General features: G+C 58.4%; 12 protein-coding genes and 6 pseudogenes. 3 read left to right on the top strand and 15 right to left on the bottom strand.

Annotation, left to right across the window (positions count from 1 at the left end; genetic code table 11):
* Positions 1 to 619: 619 nt before the first annotated feature.
* From ACVIGB_RS42590 to ACVIGB_RS42555, 8 genes and pseudogenes are all read right to left on the bottom strand, one after another.
* A pseudogene (locus ACVIGB_RS42590) lies at positions 620 to 963 on the bottom strand (transposase); the annotation flags it as partial.
* A gap of 401 nt (positions 964 to 1,364) precedes the next feature.
* Positions 1,365 to 2,966: an IS66 family transposase gene (tnpC, locus tag ACVIGB_RS42585; protein WP_456724842.1), complete on the bottom strand. Its 1,602-nt coding sequence runs from the start codon at positions 2,964 to 2,966 to the stop codon at positions 1,365 to 1,367.
* A 69-nt stretch (positions 2,967 to 3,035) separates the two neighbouring features.
* On the bottom strand, positions 3,036 to 3,284 hold the full coding sequence (tnpB, locus tag ACVIGB_RS42580) for an IS66 family insertion sequence element accessory protein TnpB (RefSeq protein ID WP_456725297.1): 249 nt from the start codon (positions 3,282 to 3,284) through the stop codon (positions 3,036 to 3,038).
* Between the two features lie 66 nt (positions 3,285 to 3,350).
* Positions 3,351 to 3,773 carry an IS66-like element accessory protein TnpA gene (gene tnpA / locus ACVIGB_RS42575; RefSeq protein WP_456724843.1) on the bottom strand — a complete coding sequence of 141 codons (423 nt, stop codon included), beginning with the start codon at positions 3,771 to 3,773 and terminating at the stop codon, positions 3,351 to 3,353.
* Between the two features lie 652 nt (positions 3,774 to 4,425).
* Entirely contained in the window at positions 4,426 to 4,635 is a 210-nt protein-coding gene (locus ACVIGB_RS42570; RefSeq protein ID WP_456724844.1) for a hypothetical protein, read from the bottom strand.
* Positions 4,636 to 4,711: 76 nt separating this feature from the next.
* Positions 4,712 to 4,888 carry a hypothetical protein gene (locus ACVIGB_RS42565; protein ID WP_456724845.1) on the bottom strand — a complete coding sequence of 59 codons (177 nt, stop codon included), beginning with the start codon at positions 4,886 to 4,888 and terminating at the stop codon, positions 4,712 to 4,714.
* Positions 4,862 to 5,133 (bottom strand): annotated as a pseudogene (locus ACVIGB_RS42560) (IS110 family transposase); the annotation flags it as partial. The gene ACVIGB_RS42565 and the pseudogene ACVIGB_RS42560, both read right to left, overlap by 27 nt.
* A 268-nt stretch (positions 5,134 to 5,401) precedes the next feature.
* On the bottom strand, positions 5,402 to 6,934 hold the full coding sequence (locus tag ACVIGB_RS42555) for a porin (RefSeq protein ID WP_456724846.1): 1,533 nt from the start codon (positions 6,932 to 6,934) through the stop codon (positions 5,402 to 5,404).
* Positions 6,935 to 7,344: 410 nt separating this feature from the next.
* Between ACVIGB_RS42555 and ACVIGB_RS42550 the strand changes: the two are divergent.
* The 3 pseudogenes from ACVIGB_RS42550 to ACVIGB_RS42540 all read left to right on the top strand — a co-directional run.
* Positions 7,345 to 7,562: pseudogene (locus ACVIGB_RS42550) on the top strand (transposase); the annotation flags it as partial.
* Positions 7,563 to 7,609: 47 nt separating this feature from the next.
* A pseudogene (locus tag ACVIGB_RS42545) lies at positions 7,610 to 7,792 on the top strand (helix-turn-helix domain-containing protein); the annotation flags it as partial.
* A 28-nt stretch (positions 7,793 to 7,820) separates the two neighbouring features.
* Positions 7,821 to 8,127, top strand: a pseudogene (locus ACVIGB_RS42540) (transposase); the annotation flags it as partial.
* Positions 8,128 to 8,148: 21 nt separating this feature from the next.
* On the opposite strand, the gene tnpC (ACVIGB_RS42535) reads toward ACVIGB_RS42540, so the two are convergent.
* From tnpC (ACVIGB_RS42535) to ACVIGB_RS42505, 7 genes and pseudogenes are all read right to left on the bottom strand, one after another.
* Entirely contained in the window at positions 8,149 to 9,741 is a 1,593-nt protein-coding gene (tnpC, locus tag ACVIGB_RS42535; RefSeq protein ID WP_456721485.1) for an IS66 family transposase, read from the bottom strand.
* A 74-nt stretch (positions 9,742 to 9,815) separates the two neighbouring features.
* Positions 9,816 to 10,160: an IS66 family insertion sequence element accessory protein TnpB gene (tnpB, locus tag ACVIGB_RS42530; protein WP_071916490.1), complete on the bottom strand. Its 345-nt coding sequence runs from the start codon at positions 10,158 to 10,160 to the stop codon at positions 9,816 to 9,818.
* The gene (locus tag ACVIGB_RS42525; RefSeq protein WP_456721483.1) at positions 10,157 to 10,504 is read right to left on the bottom strand and encodes a transposase; all 348 of its coding nucleotides are present in this window, start codon (positions 10,502 to 10,504) and stop codon (positions 10,157 to 10,159) included. The genes tnpB (ACVIGB_RS42530) and ACVIGB_RS42525 overlap by 4 nt, the downstream gene beginning before the upstream one ends.
* Positions 10,505 to 11,043: 539 nt before the next feature.
* A pseudogene (locus ACVIGB_RS42520) lies at positions 11,044 to 12,217 on the bottom strand (M24 family metallopeptidase).
* A 309-nt stretch (positions 12,218 to 12,526) separates the two neighbouring features.
* A complete protein-coding gene (locus ACVIGB_RS42515) occupies positions 12,527 to 13,756 on the bottom strand; it encodes a Glu/Leu/Phe/Val family dehydrogenase (protein WP_456724847.1) in 1,230 nt (409 codons plus the stop codon).
* A 296-nt stretch (positions 13,757 to 14,052) separates the two neighbouring features.
* On the bottom strand, positions 14,053 to 15,234 hold the full coding sequence (locus ACVIGB_RS42510) for a M20 metallopeptidase family protein (RefSeq protein WP_456724848.1): 1,182 nt from the start codon (positions 15,232 to 15,234) through the stop codon (positions 14,053 to 14,055).
* Between the two features lie 739 nt (positions 15,235 to 15,973).
* On the bottom strand, positions 15,974 to 16,936 hold the full coding sequence (locus ACVIGB_RS42505; protein WP_456724849.1) for a D-2-hydroxyacid dehydrogenase: 963 nt from the start codon (positions 16,934 to 16,936) through the stop codon (positions 15,974 to 15,976).
* Positions 16,937 to 16,993 lie beyond the last annotated feature (57 nt).

Below are 16,993 nucleotides of genomic sequence, written 5' to 3'. Positions count from 1 at the left end.
GATCGAACACAGCCTTTTGCCGATTGATCCTTTCATGTTATCCCCACACAGCGCCGCATCGCGAAGCAGGTGCTCGGAAAGGAGATCTCAAGTCATTCTTTCGATTCAAGTTGTGTCAATAAGCGGATCAGTCCAAGTGGTCAAAGTTACGGGTAATTGAAAGCCGTTAAAGCGCGCCTTGCGGGACGAGGCGTATTGTTGAGAGCTGCCTTTAATGGACAGTGATAGGCGCAGTGCCCACGTTGAACGGCTTGAGGAGGTGGACACGAGCCGGCGGCGGCGCTGGTCCGAGAATGGGCCCCGGTTTTGAGACCAGAGGTTAAGTTGGAACAGCGCCGCTCCGCTGGTAAGCGAGGCATTTCGACGACGAAAATGAGACGCGAGATCAACGCGGCAATGAAGGCTAAGATTGCACTGGAAGCCGTGCGGGAGCAGGTGACCCGTGGCCGATCTGGCCCAGCGCTTTGAGGTTCACCCGATCCAGATTTATGCCTGAAAGAATCAACTTCTGGAATGGGTGGCGCGGGCCTTTGACGCGGATGTCGGGCTCGAGAGCGAGAAAACGCGCGGCGCCCTCGCGGGTACGTTAATATATTGTGGCGTCGTACCGAAAGCGTCAAATCGGTACACGACCCTTGATTGGCTCGGCCTTCGCCGAGATCAGGACGTCGATGCCTCGCCGCTCAAGAGAGCCATAAGCCTTGGCATAGGTATAGCCGGCATCCGCCGTGACCGTTTTGGTATCGATTCCAGTCATGGCTTCGACTTCGTCCACTTGAGGCTCGACCACCTCGCCCTCATTCGTTCGTCCGATCGTGAACGCCATATCCAGAATGATCCCGACTTTATCATCGACTGCAGTGTGCTGCTTGTAGGCGGCTCCAGCCGTCGGTTCCGGGCATTCGTAGCCATCGTTGCATCGGGATCGGTCGTGCAGACGTTCTTATACTTGCCGCTTTGCCGGCCCCAAAGCCGGTTCACTCCCTTACTGCACCACATCGACGAGGATCCTCTGCTTCGGGCGGTTTCGACGGCAAAAGCGGCAGGTCAGCGCGGCAGTCCAATGTGTGCGTGACGCCTTGGAGCTGTACAGGTTTGTCGAGCCACCCAGCTTCTGCTTATGGTAGCGAGTTCGCATTCGCAGGAGCCCTCGCATTGCTCAAGGTGACTCTGCAGGGGTGTGTCTTTAACGCTGGCTGCGGTCTACGAACAGGCCACCGAGACTCCAATTCTATTCGCGGGCCCCACGATCTCCGACCATTTCTGCCAGCAAAGACGATCGGCCCTCGTTCCTGCCGTGGGAGGATCGACGACTGCACTATTGTCGTTCGTTGGTGCTCTCGATCCATGTACGCCGTAAGCGCTTAGCCGCCACCGTATGGACGTAGGCTTGACGCTTTGCGGAATCGCCACGGCATGAGGTCTTCGATTCTGCTATGGGGATGGCCGTCGATAATGGCCTCGAGTGTTTCGGCGATGTAGGCGGCCGGGTTGATGTCGTTGAGCTTGCAGGTGGCGACGAGCGAGGCTAGCAAGGCCCAATTTTCAGCCCCGACCTCATGCCCGGCGAAGAGAGCATTTTTTCTGGTCAGGCAGACTGGCCGGATGGCGTTCTCGACCGGGTTCGTGTCGAGCTCGAGGCGCCCGTCTTCGAGGAAGCGGGTCAGCCCCTGCCAGTGATTGAGCGCGTAGCGGATGTCCTCGGCGAGCGTCGAACCGCTGGAGATCATCGACAGCTGTTTCTCGAACCAAGGCTTTAACGCGGCGACCATGGGCAGCGAATGCTCCCTGCGCGCGGCCAGCCGGATGTCCGGCGATGAGCCGCGCACCATGGCTTCGATGGCGTAAAGCTGTGCGATGTGCCGAACGGCGGCCTCGGCGATCGGCGATTTGCTGTTACGGGCCAATTTGACGAAGCGCCGGCGCAAATGGCTCCAGCAATGCACGAGCGTCCACGGCCCTTGCGGTCGAGCGACTTCGGTTAGCCGGTCATAACCGTCATAGGCATCGCATTGCAGGAAGCGTCCGCAAAAGCCATCCAGGAACTGCTCCGCAAAGGCACCGCTGCGACCGGTGGCATATCGGAACAGCACGACCGGCGGACTTGGGCCGCTGTGGCCGCGATCGTCGGAGACGATCGCCCAGAAGTAGCCCTTCTTCGTTTGGCCTCGCCCGGGATCAAGCACCGGCGCCGTGGTTTCGTCCATGAACAGACGATCCGCCATGGCCAGGCGGCGGCGCATGTGGTCCGCGATGGGCTGAAGATGGAAGCAGGCGCGGCCGGACCAGTTGCCCAGCGTCGCCCGATCAAGCCGGATACTCTGGCGCGCACAGATCTCGGCCTGACGGTAAAATGGCGTATGGTCGCCAAATTTGGAGACGATCACGTGCGCGATGGCCGCTTCGGTCGGCAGCCCGCCGGGCACGACGTGCTCCGGTGCGTGCGCCTGCACGACGGGGCCCGCGCAGCGGCGACAGATGTATTTCGGGCGGCGCGTGACCAACACCCGCCATTGCGCCGGGATCACGTCGAGGCGTTTGCTGACGTCCTCGCCGATCTTCGCCATGACGCCGCAACCGCACGGACAGAGCGTGCTCGCAGGCTCGATGATCCGTTCCACCCGCGGCAAATGGGCAGGCAAGCAGCCGCGATTGCGATGAGGACCTTGATCCGGCACGTTCCGCGATCGGCCATTGATCACAGCCTCGGCTCTCTCTTGCGCCGCGTCCAGGGTGCCTTGCGCGATCTCCACGTCTTCCAGCGGTAAGTGATACTGATCTGGCCGCAGCTTCTCGGACTTCGCGCCGAACTTCTCGCGTCGCAATTCGCCGAGAATGATCTCCAGCCGACGCCGCGCTTCCTCCGACGCCGCCAGCGCCCCCTGATGCTCGCTCAAGGCCGCCTGCGTTTGCGCCAAAAGCGCCTTCAGTTGTTCATTTTCGTCGCGCAGCGTCGCGGTGTTCATGCGCTATTTCGAGCACATCGTCGCCGCGCGTGCCACGTTCAAAATAGCTTCCGAGTCATTCTGCCGCAGTTATCCAGCGACCTGTGGACGCCGCGCTTCTTCCGGGCGGACCAACCTCCAATCCAGGCCCTCGAACAACGCCGCGAACATCGCCGGCGATATCCGCATCACGCCGTCCGCAATCGTTGGCCATACGAACTTGCAACCTCGATCCCACACCAGAATCTTGATCCGGTCCGCCCGTTTCGACCGGAACACGAAGGCCGCGCCGCTGAACGGGTCGAGACCGAGCCTCCTGCACCTTCGCAGCAAGCCCATCGTGGCCACAGCGGAAGTCGACAGGCCGCGTCGCGATGTAAATCTTCAGCTCGGCGCCGGGTGCAATCATCGTGACGCCCGCACCGCGCGGATCACCCGAGACAGCTGCTCCCCATCTATCGACGCGTCCGTCCGCACCACGACGTCGCCGATCGCAATCTCGAGCTTGACCGCCGGAACGTGACGCTCCTCTAACGGCCCTTCCACAACCAGCGGCGCGAACGGTGGCCGCGGAGCTTCCGCAGACGGCATTTCGCCTCGCTGTCGAAAGCGTCGTCGCCAATCGTAAACCTGCCAGCGCGTTGCCCCGTGCTTGCGCGCTACCTCCGACACCTGAGCGCCGGGCAGCAGACTCTCGGCGGCGATCCGCGCCCTTTCAGCCTCCGAACGCACACGACGCCCCGACGGTCCTTCAAGCACTTCAAGCCGGCTGACCGCCCCAACCGACGAGCCGTCCAAATGGACGTCCTTTTTGCCGTCCAATCCCATCCAAAACCTCCGTCCGAGCCGGAGGCCTTCTTCGCACATTTAATCTAACCCTGAAGCCAGGGTACTGCCTTCGCGCTTACGGATAAAACTCTGCGACTTCGGAAAAGCTTCCGAAGGGAGCTGATTTAGCAACTTGCACTTTCTCCTCCTTCACTACGATCTGAGGCTGATTTGACACGTTATTTTCTCCTCGTTGATGCATCTCGGTGTGACATGCCCGTGGTTAGCCATTTGCGCCGTGGCGCAAGAGTGGATTTCAAAACTCGTGCCAACTTGGGTGATCGAAATCGCAACAAAAGGTGCGTGATCGCCTTTAGCTATTCGAGCCGCAAGCTAAGTGAGTGATTGGCAAACAAGTTTGTGTCGCGGATCCGACAATCCGACATCGGCAATCGAGCAATAGCCTCTATGCACACGATCCGCCCCAGAACGAATTGCCGCATCAAATCCACGACAGCAGCACGACGTTTTCACCACAGCCAAGATCGATGTCAGACACGACCGTAACCACAAGCGCGTCTTTGACCGCGTGCGTTGGGGACGACCTGTTAACGCGTCCCCAGTCTGCGTTCGCGTTCGGTCTCCGCTCGAGGCGTCCAGATTTGCGGCAGATAGCCGGCCGCCTCCAGATTGGCGACGGCCGGTATCAATCTTATCGGCCTGCGTGAGCCTGCGCGATCGCTTTCACTTGCAGCGGATTGGATTGGGCGGCGGCGATCAAGGTGAGGCGTTCTGATCCTGACGTCGCTCCATATTGGATAATCACCCATGCCACGGAGGCCGCCTGAACGCACGACGTCGCTATACTGTTGGCAGTCACTTCGAGCACCACCTCACCACTGGCCAGCAGGGTCTGGCCCAATCGCCGCAGCGCCGCCTAATGGTGCCGAACACGGCCAGCACGCGACCTTCGAAAGTGTATCGCGTGCGCGTGATCGTCACTGACGCTGGAAGATCGTGGCGACGGGCAGTCTGTGGCCGCTTCCTTCGACTCGGTCGAGCACGAGTGGCTGTTGCGGATGATGGCGCACAGGATCGCCGATCTTCTCAACTTGCGGCTCATAGAGCTGTGGCTGCGGCCTGGCGTAAACGGCGTCCCGGCGGTTCGTCTTCACGCGATCGCCGGGCTCCCTTTGGGATCAGGGATGGCGCCACCACCGTGCATTGGTGGCGGAGCAACCGGATCAGGCGACAAAGACCATAGCCGGTCGGGCAAAGATGTACATGGCCAAACCGGCTCGCGATTCACCCCATGACGCAGCGCATGTTGGTAGCTGAAGCAGCGACGTAACCGAAGAAACGAACCTCTCCCTCCCGGCCTTCGTCCGCAAACCGCGTTTCTCAGCTTGGCAACATCGATTCCGACAAATGCATCCCTATAATCCGCTACGACTCGTCCTTCTCAAAGTCTCCCTCCGGTGAGGTCTCACCGGATGCTTACTTCTGAAATGAGGATCGGCTCGGTTCGCCCGAGCAACCCTCGGACGCGCAGTATAGGGAGATCCGGCTCATCGGCGGAGGCGGACATGCGGTCTTACGGTCGACCAGACGTTTCGCTGAAACCCTCCGGCGGGCACGCCGGAGGGCCTCTTGGAGGTCAGACTTCCTCTTGACGAGTTGACCGAGACTCAGAAGTTTCGCTGAGCGATCAGCTGCACCGCAATGCTGTTTTGATCTTTCAGCTCGTACAGAGCAGCAGGCTTTCCGATGCCTGCCTGCGCCGGCAGAAGCACTGTGCTCCCACTCGCGTAATTTTGGTGGAGCATGCTATAGTCAACTTCGGCGATAAAGGTCAGATTCTTGATCGGAGTCCATGCGGTCTTTGTACCGACAGTCGCGTAGCTGAAATCGGGGTTGCAGCCTCCGACCCCGCTCGAGAGCGCGAGGTTGGCAACAAATGCACCGCAGATGTAGCCCTTGGCAGTGCTGTTATAACGTACGGCGCCATAACCACCAAAGACGCTGGTCGACCAGTATGGATTCCAATTGTGGTTGAAGGCGCCGTTGATGCCGTAGGTCGTTGTCAACTCTTGGCCTGAGCCAGCAACGAAAAGGGAATCAGAGATCCCAGCGATTCCAACGCTCTGGTAAGCGCCCGCTAAGCCCGTACCGCTGTACCTCGCGAAGGCGCTGACCATGTTGGCGTTGAAGACGTAACGGCTGGCACCATTCGCGTAGACGCCCGACATGTTGATGGAATCACCGGGCCCGGTCGGAAGATTCTTGATGGATAGACCCAGTTGACCGGCCCAGCCCCACTTGTCATTCGGGTGGCCCGTGAGCTCGCTCGCGCCATAGTAGGCCGCATGGTTGTCGTGCGCGGCGAACGACGCTTGGAATAGGCCCCAAGCCTGGTCGACGCGAAGCGATGCGACGAGATCAGGCGCCACCGTACCTGCGATATCGTTGGCACCGTACGAGCCGGCGGCTATACCTGCAGCCGATGCCGCGCTTACGTTCCAGATGGCAGTTGTATCGTGCTGAACTTGGTCCTGAGCCGAGACCGAAAGGGTGACGCCTTGACCAAAGTCAGCGGTGTAGGAGAATTGGTTCACCGGCTGCCAGGCGCTGGCACCCGGCAGTTCGTTGTAGTTTCCGGGATAGTCGCCCCATGGCGTGGAGAACTGCGAGATTGCCTGGCCCATCGTGAAGCCAGCGAACTGAATGAAGGCGAACCAGACGCCGACCGTACCTCCGGCGATGGCGCCAGGGTTCGCGTTATTAGGGGCCGTCGTGCCGCCGATCGACGAGTACACGGTCGAGCCGTTCCCCTGCCCGCTATAGACACCATCCGTCCAATTAAACACTAGTTGGGCATACGTACGAACAGTGCCGTATTCGGTCGCCGTGCGCGTGTCGATGTCCAAGGATTGACGGGCACGCCAGGTGTAGCCATTGCTGAACCGGTTTTGTGCACCGCCAGCACCATAGTCCGGAGTAAGACCCATATTGACGTTGTTTATTTCCATCCATCCGCGCAGATAGCCACCCAGCTTGAGGCAGGTATCAGAACCCGGAATGTAGTAGAACCCGGGCCCGTAAAGGGAACATACCTTTACGTATTCAATAGCTTTTGCCTTCACCGGCAAATCAGCCGCCTGTGCTGCGCTGCCCAGGACGGTCAGACCCGCGGCTGAGGCAAGCAATAGCGCCACCTTCATACAATCCTCCAATTGTTGCACCCCAAAAGTGACAATCAGCCCTCAAGGAACTGGCCACCTCCGCCCCCGAATGGCCGAAGGCGTTGCTCAAACGTCAGCGGATTAATAGAGCCAGTGACGTCGCGGTGCGGACGACCCCGCCCTCGCAAAAGTTAGCGTGCCAGAGTGCCGTCATGCCTGCCTCGCAATCTCTAGACGGAACGTACCGATGATTGAATCTCCCCTGCAACCGTGCTGCAATTGTCTCACAATTGTACGTTTCGTACCTTCTGTGACAAAGATCACCTTGAGAGACGAACCCGGGTCCTTGGCGTGCTGGAAAGTCACTACAGCAATTCAAAGCTAGGACGACAAAAAACTCGCTCAAAGATTGCTGTCGCCCGTCGGTTACATGATCGTATTGGCATTCCGAAGGCTTCCACGGCGAGGCCAAAACCTTGGCACGGGCTTACGCGCGCTGTGCGGCGCGGTCTCGCCAACATGAAAATCCAAGCCTACCTGACGGGCGGCCGCGATAAATCTCACGCGGCTCGCAGCCACTCTTCTTGCACTTATTCTCCCTTGGATTGGGTTCTTCCGCACATTTGGTGCAGGTGCAGGATTCACGGACAGTGCGATAAGGGCATAAGGTCGGAATCGCAGTCGACGATTGTTGTCGCGCTATAGGGATGATACCTGAAGCACCTTTCGAAGAAAGATCGCAAGGTGCTTGAGGCCTGTTGCCGCTCGCCGGTGACAATGCAGCGCGATTTGAAGCGGGCTCGGATCGTTCTGTTGGCGGCGGACGGGCGCAGCACCCGGTCGATCGCCAAGGAGGTTGGGGTCCAGCCGCGCATTGTCAGCCTTTGTGTCAATCGGCGTTCAAATGTTGCAAGCCGCATGACACCGGCGCCGCGTCGTTGCCAAGGCGGAGTGGACAAAAGGCGAGGCCAATCCGCGCTTCATCGTCACCTCGCTCAAGCGCAGCGGGCGCGCGGCAGCTCTATGAGGACATCTACTGCGCCCGCGGCGACATGGAGAACCGCATCAAGGAGTGCCAGCTCGACCCCTATGCCGACCGCACCTCCGCGGCGACCATGCGCGCCAACCAACTGCTGTGGTTCGCCTCGATGGGCCTATATGCTGATCTGTGTCCCCTGCGGCGCATCGGCCTTGCCGAAACCACCCTTGCTGACGCCACCTGCGTCACCATCGTAAGCGGCAAGCTGAGGCCGTCAGGCGGCGTGGTTCCATGGCATAAGTACGTCGATTTGGCTGCTCGGCCAGCCATTGGCGATACGCTGAAGCGTGAGGGTGAGCCAGGCGAACGGATCGACGTTGTTCATCCTGGCCGTCTGCAGCAGCGTTGCGATGGTCGCCCAGGTTCGTCCGCCGCCGTCGCTGCCCGCGAAGAGGCTATTCTTTCTCGTAATTGTTTGCGGCCTGATGGCGCGTTCGACGATGTTGGAGTCGAGCTCGATGCGACCATCGGTCAGGAAGCGTTCGAAGATGGCACGGCGCGAGACGGCATAGCGGATCGCCTCGGCCAGTTTTGATTTGCCGGAGATCCGCCGCAAGGTCTGCTGCCAGAGATCGAAGAGATCTGCGACGACCGCTGCGGAGGCTTGCTGGCGCGCGGCAACGCGTGCGTTGGGGCTTTGACCGCGCACGCCCTTCTCGACCTGCCAGAGCTTTGCCATCCGCTCGACCGTCGTCGTTGCGACTCTCGAGCTCCCTGCAACATGCAGCTCGTAGAACTTGCGCCGGCTGTGTGACCAGCAGCCAGCCAATGTGATGCCATCATTGCCGCGATCGGGTCGCGCCAACTTGTTATAGGCGGCATAGCCATCCACCTGCAGGATGCCGCGATAACCATTGAGGTGGCGGACCGCGCATTCGCCGGAGCGGCTGTCTTCGAAGCGATAAGCCACCATCGCGGGACCGCTGCGGCCAAAAGTTCGGTCATCTCTGGCATAGGCCCATAAGTAGGCCGTCTTCGCCGATCCGGAGCCGGGAGCGAGCGTCGGCAAGGTGGTTTCGTCGGCAAAGACCCGTTCGGCCTTCTTGACCTCGCTGAAGATGTAGTCGGCCACGATCTCCAGCTCGAAGCCGAGCTTGCCCATCCATTGCGCCATCAACTGGCGGTCGAGCTCGACCTTGTCGCGGGCGTAGATGGCCTCCTGCCGATAGAGCGGCTGGCCATCGGCATATTTGGAGACGGCGATCTGGGCCAGAAGCGCTTCCGTCGGAATGCCTCCTTCAACGATATGGGCCGGAGCCGGCGCCTGGATTACGCCGTCCGCGTTCTTGAAGGCATACTTGGGACGGCGCGTGACGATCACACGGAACTTCGCTGGCACCACATCCAGGCGCTCAGACACGTCCTCGCCGATCAGCACCTTCTGCTTGCCGGCATGCTCAGCAAGGTCTTCCGGCTCAATGACGGTTTCGATCCGTTCCAGATGGGGCGCAAAGCCCTTGCGCCGACGCGGTGCACGCTTGCCATCCGCTTGCTCACGGCCCTTGCTGACCTGGGCCTTGATTGCAGCGATGCCGGTCTCGATCTCCTCGAAGACAAAGGCCTGCTGTTCATCGTCACCGTTCGCAGAGCCGAGCTTTTCCGATCGTCGGCCGAACCGGGCGCGGTCGAAGGCCTTTAGGATCTGCGTCAGCCGCTCGATGCGCGCATCGGCGTCGGCGTTGCGCGCCCTGAGATCGGTGACTTCGCTCTCCAGAGCATCGGCGCGGGCCGCCTTCTCAGCCATGGCAAGCACCATGGCTTTCAACATCTCTACGTCATTCGGGAGGTTGAGATCGGGCGGCGTCATTGGCCCGACCAGAGCACATTTTGCTCCGTTTCTCTTGCCCTTTCAGCTCACTGATTCACTTCGCCGCAGCTCTTTTACCCAACAATCTCCGGCGGCTTGACCGCCACGGTCCGGACCCGCTTCCAGTCCATCCCATCCACCAGTGCCATCAACTGCGCGGGGTTGAGCTGCACCCGATGATGCCCGATCCGCGGCCAGCAGAACTTCGCCTTTTCAAGACGCTTTAAATAGAGGCACACGCCGGACCCATCCCACCATACGATCTTTATTCTATCGGCTCTTTTGGCCCGGAAGACATAAAGCGCACCGTCGAACGGATCTGAGCCCGCATCGCGCACAAGCGCAACAAGGCCATCGATACCCTTGCGGAAGTCGACTGGATGGCTGGCGAGGAACACCTTCACGCCCGAGGGAATCATGCCGAACGCACCGCTCGGATCACCCGCTGCAAGTGCGCCTCGTCGACGTCCAGGCCGGCACGCACGACGACCTCGCCAATGGCAATCTCAATCACTGTGCCTGCCGCAGACGCCACCACGCCCTCGCAACTCGAGTGCCGCAAGCGATAATGCCGCTCGGCCCGAGCATCACGGCGCCAGGCGAACAGCTGCGACGGGTGAATGCCGATCCGGCGGGCGATCGCCGAGACGCTCGCGCCAGGCTCCAGCGCCTCCGTCACAACTTGCGCTTTGAACTCGTCCGACCAGCTTCGGCGAAGCTGCCGCGGCGCTCCCTCAAGACGGTCGGCGACCGCTTCGATCATATGGAAGGTTCTAGTTCCAGAACTAGGCGCAGACATAGAAGCTCACATCGGCTCACAAACTCAGCAGCCGATAGCCGATCGCTTACCACTCCGCCAGACGGGGTTTCCTTGCCGCTTACTCACCATCCGCCTCAAGCTTCTGAAGATCGGTGCACTGGTGCGCATCAGCGTCCGCCGCATCAAGATCGCCGTGGCAGAAACTGAGGAATTTGGTTATGAGACGCCGGGCCATTCGCAGTTCTCGGGCACGACACGCGTCTTGACTAGTAGCACTCTGCCGCCTTGACCATATTGGCGCGGCTTATTCACGCTTTACTTGAACGTTGTTCATTGTTCACGTCAGCCGCGAACATCGCCAACTACCAACGTGACGCGCCAGCATCAGACATGTTGTTTCTGTCAGGGGCTCATTCCTGAGACAAAGAGCTCCGCACCAACCATTCGGGCCTCCTATCCGCCGCGTTTCCTTCGGAAGCCCGCATTTGAGCTCCGCCCGTGCAACAAGCCATCACCCAGACAGATAGTGGTCAGAGTATCCACTACAAAATTTCGAACAAATCGCGTCCTAGCTTGGTGAACGGCTCTCCGCAAGTATCGGTAACGCGAAACGACTCGCTGATCACATAGCCGAACTCCTCGTCAATCCAGTTGCCGAGCATCAAGTGGAACGTCATGTTCGGCTTAAGTAAAGTCGTATCTCCTTCCTTTAGACTGGCCGTTGGTTCGGTCCAGTCGATTCCAATTGCATAACCACAGCGCGATTCCTTCGTGAAACCGTGCTTCTTCAGCGTGGTGTTGAAGGCGACGGCAACGTCGCTGCAGGTCGCGCCGGTCTTGGCAGCCGTTAACGCGGCTTCCAAACCGGCCACCTCTCCCTCGTGCAATCGGCGCAAGCGATCTGATGGTTTGCCGATCGACATCGTGCGCATCAGAGGAGACGTATAGCCGTGACGCACGCCACTGAATTCGAGATTGATCTGCGAACCTGGTTGAAAGAACTCCTCAGTCCAACGAATGTGGCACGTGGATATCCTCGGCGTCGCGCAGAGGTAAAAGCTTGCGGTATCTGTACCCGCTTTGCCATTGGCGCCGCGTATCAGAGTTGCTATGATTTCAGCGGCCGCATCGGCTTCTCGTCCGCCCGGCCGGATAACCTCTCTTGCCCGTAACATGCCCGCATCTGTAATGGCGGCCGCTTCGCGCATCAAAGCAATTTCGAGATCGGACTTGACGCTACGGATCCAGGTTACAGCATTGGTACAGTCGAGAACATTCGCTTTCGGTAAGCGCGACTCGAATTTGCTAGCGTTCAAACTCGTAAGAAACTTCGCCTCCAGCCCGATGCTCCTTTGGTCCAGACCTTTGTCCAAAATAAAATCTATGATCGCATCATATCCGTCTTTCTCGGGATTTCGCGATTAAAGCTTCTGGATAACCGATCACGCGGCTACGATCGATGAACATCTGATGAAGTGCTGCGGGTTGGTCCATACGACGCGTGATGAAAGTCGGTTCTTCATCTCCTATCGAAACTACTAATCCTTGGGCCACATACCCAGACTTCGCGGTGTATCCCGAGAGATATGTAATGTTGGCTGAGGTTGTAACCACCAGAGCATCAATTTCGCGCCGCTCCATCTCCGCCTTAACAGCGGCCAGCCTCCGCAAATATTCGCTGCGGGGGAATACTTGGGTCGCCCTAGACAGTGTCATTCGCTGAACTCCATCACTAGGTATTGGCTTTTTCTTTGGGGTCAGACCCGCGGCGGATCGCAAACCCTTTTGTGACATTGCCGAAAGACACAGGCGTACACTTTGCTGGAAGGGTGGGAAGCTCGCCTGTCGGTTCAATGGGTCATCGGTGAATTGGATCACGTCAAGCCTCGGAAACAATCTACGAGATTGCTCTACGTACGGTCGTATATAGACCCCGCGGTCCAAAGAAGAAGCTCGTTTGATCATTATCGGTGCATGTCGAATCCAGAGTAGATGTCGTCTGTGCACACGCGTTCGATTGACACGTTAGGGAAAAAGGCCTCTGGTTTGTTTTGCTCTTTGGACTACATTAACTCCAATTGCTGTAGCCGCCAAACGGTTGGAGATACGATCTCGTTTTGCCCGAGCCATCGTTTGCTGAAATGAACGTTCGAGAATCCTGTAAAGGCGATCGAATACCTCTGCCTGCTCCCAAAACAACCGCTGGAGATCCTGCACCCACTCGAAGTAACTGACGATCACTCCTCCTGAGTTACACAAAATATCGGGCAGCACGAAAATTTCGTCGCCGCGCTGATGCAAGATCGAGTCGGCTTCGGGCGTCGTTGGACCGTTCGCTCCCTCGGCCAGAATACGGCACTTGAGTTGCGCGGCATTTAGGCCCGTAATGACTTGCTCGACTGCGGCCGGTACAAGGACATCGCACCTTTGAACCAACAATTCTGTCGGCTCCATTTGGCTTTGAATGGAAAATCCAGCGAGTTGACCACTAACGGCAAGGTGGCCGTGCAATTTGGCGACGTCGAGGCCGGCCGGGTCGTAGTATGCGGCCGTGTGATCGCTGACGCCTACGATTTTGAGGCCTCGTTCAGCCAGGGCATAGGCTGCCACCGACCCAACATTGCCGAAGCCCTGTACAATAGCAGTGGCGCTGCCCGCCTTAACGCCGATATGCTCGAGCGCACGCCCCACGAGATAAGCAACACCGCGCCCTGTTGCCTCGCGCCGACCGAGCGTTCCTCCTGCCGATATTGGTTTGCCAGTGACGATTTCATTGACAGTCTGCCCCTGATACATGGAGTAAGTGTCCATGAACCATGCCATAACCTGCTCATTTGTACCGAGATCTGGAGCCATCACGTCGGTGTGTGGGCCAACGAACGGAATCATCTCCTGCATGTAGCGCCGGGATAGCGCTTCGAGCTCACGCGGCGACAGCGCGTATGGATCAACGGTAATGCCCCCTTTTGCTCCGCCATAGGGAAGCCCGGCCAAGGCGCATTTCCAGCTCATCCAAATAGCGAGGGCGGCGACCTCACCAATATCCAACGAAGACGAGAACCTTGTTCCGCCTTTAGTGGGCCCGAGCGTCAGGTGATGTTGCACGCGATAACCCTGAAACACCTCTGTGCGGCCATCGTCCCTGTGAATCGGGCATGACACGGCGATTGCCCGCTTCGGATAAAGCAGTCGGCTTCTATCCACCTGTGGAATTTCCAAGTGCTCAGCAACGTGCTCGAATTGCTGCTTCGCCATTTCGAACACGGGACCGGCATAGATCGATCTATTCGTACACATTCATTCAACTCGATTTGGGGGCGGAAGCGATCAAAAGCCTCAGATTGGGTGCAAGCAAGAAGACGCCACGGCGTCCGGACGCTTTCAGTAAGTCGCCGCGCGCAGGACCAAACGTGACGCTAACCCGCCACTTTGCAACAGCGGCGAACCCAACAATTGGAGAGAGCAGAGCACAGATCCCTCGTACGCGACATGAATTCCAGGACGAACCGCACCGTTAGGTGCTTTGTTAGCGCGTTAGGTTCCAGATGATTTCAACGACTCAGCAGATCGAGAATGAACTTAACGACGAGTACCGTCGTGGGGATGATGAGGTCATCGGAAGCACCGAACGTCGGCGTATGAACAGGTGAGTCGTTGCCTGGAGCGCGGCTACCGAACCAAAAATAGATCGACGGCACGCTCGCAGAATAAAAGCCGAAGTCGTCGCTGCCCGTTACCTCCTTGCGGTCATTGAAGCCCTCAGGGCCGATCGAGTCATGAACGAGTTGCTGAAAGCGATTGACCATTTCGGCATCGTTGACGACCGGTGGTTCACCTGCTCGAATGACACACTCGGCTAGGCCACGATGCATCGCGGCGGCACCTTCCGCCACCTCGCGCACACGCTGACACAACCGTTCCCTACGCTCTGCGCTGCGGGTCCTGATCGTCCCCTCCATAACGACTAACGGACAGATTATATTGGTGGCCTCGCCGCCATGAATGGTACCGATCGTGACAACCGCGCTGTCATCTGCCGGCATTTCGCGCGAAACCACCTTCTGGACCTCATTGACAAAGGCTGCCGCTATAGCTATCGCGTCGACCCCCTTATGGGGAGCCGCGCCGTGCGCCATTTTTCCGCTGACGATTACTTTGAACTGATCAGCAGATTTGGTGACGGCGCCTGCACGGGCACCGAACTTCCCAGCAGGAATCTCGGGAGCGACGTGGAATCCGACGGCCTGGTCGATTCCGTACAGCAAGTTGTCATCTCTCACGCTGCGTCCGCCGAGCGGCTCAGCCTCCTCGGCGGGTTGGAAGAAGACGCGCACCTTACCGGAGAAACTGTGACGCAAGCGGTGCAAGGCGAGCGCGGCGCCGAGGGCGATCGAGCCGTGCATGTCATGACCGCAGGCATGCATCACGCCCTGCACTTCCGATTGATAGGACAAATCGGCGCGTGCCTCCTGAATAGGCAGAGCATCGATATCGCCGCGCACCGCAATCGAGCGCTTCGGTCCCGAGGCAGCACCTTCGATATCGAGATAGAGGCCTGTTTTGTGGAAGGGTTTAGCTCCGTTGGCGCCGAAATTCTGCAGTATGCGGAGGATCCGCCCTTGTGTTTTCCATTCAGCGTTCGATAGCTCGGGTTCGCGATGCATGGCATGGCGCAACTCCAACACCGCATCGCACTCGGCATCCGATAAAACGCTGTTGGTTCGGGCTCTCATTCGGCTCGCCTCGTCCGACCTCAGACCAGTCATTCACGGTCTAACTTAAGTTGTCGCAGCGCAGAAAATCGACCATTCTTGCCTAGCTCACGCATGTCTCGGCACATTTCAACCATTTAACGTGGAAATTCCACACCGCAAGACTGCGCTTTCGATTTTCGCCTTCATGATCCTGATCGCTGGAATGTGGGTGCAGAAGCATGGACATCTTTGATGGTGTCGATTCTTCGGCCACAGCGGATTTGGGCGACGGGTACGATTATCATCCGGCAAATCCTCTGTGAGGTCGTAGACGGCCTTGTCCGCAATGCGCCGTATTGACGGGATTATGAACGGAAGAGCTGTCCTTTCGAACACGACGACTGCCTGTGTCATAGCGCACGCGATGCAGTGAGTGACCAATCAAGAACATCGGAGTAAGTATAGCGCGACAATCTGGATGGGGCACTTCCATCCTGATTGCCGCGCGGCAGGAGTACGGCAGAAGGTCTTGTTCGTTCTTGAGAAGTGCGAGCTCAGATGCTGCGGGATTGAACCTGCACAGCGAGGCAAAGCTAAACAATTTCTAATAGTGCGAGGCGCGGCTGACCGCCCTCGATCACCTATTGACCGTTATCCCCTAACGATGGCCGTCCAATTAATGACCATCGATCTTAGGGAGGCGGCAGTGAAGACAAGTGCCCGCCGGAGCGATCCGGCAAGGCAGCGCGTCCATCTAGTTGTTCGTGTCGAGTTCGCACTAATAGCCGCGCCCCAAATCCACGACGTTTCTCATGGTCTGCCCCTTGAGGAGCCGCTCAAGGTTGTCCGCAAAAATCGAGAACAATCGCTCGGTATAGTTCGTTGGACTTCCCGCGACGTGAGGCGTTGCAATCACGTTGGGCATATCCCACAGCGGACTGTCCTGGGGAAGCGGTTCTTGCTCGAAAACGTCCAGCATCGCGCCGGCGATTACGCCCGTTTGGAGAGCCCTGATCAACTCGGCCTCAACAACTACGTTGCCCCTGGCAATGTTAATCAAGAACGCGTTACGCTTCATGCGTGCGAGTTCGGCCGCGCCGATGAGCCCAACTGTCTCCGCGGTAGATGGTACCGCTAAGACAACGAAGTCGCACACTGGAAGCATTTCTTCGAGCGCATCGGAAGCATACAATCGGTCGACACCTTCCACAGGAACGGAAATGTCTCGCTTGGAGCCGACTACCCTCATCCCGGCGCTCTTGCCTCGCCGAGCGGTGGTCGCTCCGATCGAACCTAGCCCGACTACTCCGAGTGTCTTCTCCGCTAGAGGCGCCACGTAGCGCGGGTTCCATTTGCGTTCGGCTTGTTCGCGCAAAAACCTACGAAAGTCCCAATGCAACATCGTCAAGCCTGCCATCACGAAATCTGTGATGATGTCGCCGTGAATACCGCGCGCATTGGTGACAGCGATGTGACCTGCTCGATCGCGAACCGGTAATATGGAATCCACCCCGGCGTTAGTACATTGAAACCACCGCAGTCTCTTCGCCTGATCAAACAATTCTACAGGGAAACGGGTCGAGAGAAGCACATCCGCTTCACCTATGTATCGCTTCAGGCGCTCGGCGTCCGGTGCCATGATCGTACGAACCTTCGGGAAACGCTCTCCTATAAGTCGCGCATACGTTTCCGCGGCACTGTGATTGAGCACAATTGTAAGAGCTTGACTTTCATCGACCATAATTTATCTCCACTCTATTCTACGAGTTTAGGTTGACATTACAAACGTTTGCCTGGC

The organism is Bradyrhizobium sp. USDA 4341, assembly GCF_054063755.1.
This window is presented reverse-complemented; position numbering and strand designations above follow the sequence as displayed.

Coding starts and splice junctions, on each gene's coding strand:
- tnpC (WP_456724842.1), bottom strand. CDS start 2,966: ATGAACACCGCGACGCTGCGCGACGAAAATGAACAACTGAAGGCGCTT.
- tnpB (WP_456725297.1), bottom strand. CDS start 3,284: ATGGGCTTGCTGCGAAGGTGCAGGAGGCTCGGTCTCGACCCGTTCAGC.
- tnpA (WP_456724843.1), bottom strand. CDS start 3,773: ATGGGATTGGACGGCAAAAAGGACGTCCATTTGGACGGCTCGTCGGTT.
- ACVIGB_RS42555 (WP_456724846.1), bottom strand. CDS start 6,934: ATGAAGGTGGCGCTATTGCTTGCCTCAGCCGCGGGTCTGACCGTCCTG.
- tnpC (WP_456721485.1), bottom strand. CDS start 9,741: ATGACGCCGCCCGATCTCAACCTCCCGAATGACGTAGAGATGTTGAAA.
- tnpB (WP_071916490.1), bottom strand. CDS start 10,160: ATGATTCCCTCGGGCGTGAAGGTGTTCCTCGCCAGCCATCCAGTCGAC.
- ACVIGB_RS42525 (WP_456721483.1), bottom strand. CDS start 10,504: ATGATCGAAGCGGTCGCCGACCGTCTTGAGGGAGCGCCGCGGCAGCTT.
- ACVIGB_RS42515 (WP_456724847.1), bottom strand. CDS start 13,756: ATGGCGAAGCAGCAATTCGAGCACGTTGCTGAGCACTTGGAAATTCCA.
- ACVIGB_RS42510 (WP_456724848.1), bottom strand. CDS start 15,234: ATGAGAGCCCGAACCAACAGCGTTTTATCGGATGCCGAGTGCGATGCG.
- ACVIGB_RS42505 (WP_456724849.1), bottom strand. CDS start 16,936: ATGGTCGATGAAAGTCAAGCTCTTACAATTGTGCTCAATCACAGTGCC.